Genomic DNA, 252 nt, shown 5'->3' with positions numbered 1-252 from the left:
CCTGCTGCTCGACGACAGCGTCTACCGCCACCCGGACTGGGCCACCGCGGCCGGCTACGTGATGAGCCCGCCGTTCCGTCCCGTCGAACACCAGGAAGCGCTGTGGCGCGGCCTGCAGTCCGGCAACCTGCATACCACCGCCACCGACCTCTGCTGCTTCTGCGCCGAGCAGAAGGCCATGGGCCGCGACGACTTCAGCAAGATTCCCAATGGCACGGCCGGCATCGAGGACCGCATGGCGCTGCTGTGGGA

The 252-nt window shown here is 68.7% G+C and carries 1 pseudogene; it reads left to right on the top strand.

The window, feature by feature from the left end:
• Positions 1 to 252: pseudogene (locus ACLJNW_RS27025) on the top strand (dihydropyrimidinase); the annotation flags it as partial.

It is taken from the genome of Salmonella sp. SAL4457 (genome assembly GCF_046548235.1).
Classification (GTDB): domain Bacteria; phylum Pseudomonadota; class Gammaproteobacteria; order Enterobacterales; family Enterobacteriaceae; genus Salmonella; species Salmonella enterica.
The sequence above is the reverse complement of the archived record's forward strand: the minus strand, read 5'-3'. Positions and strand labels throughout refer to the sequence as shown.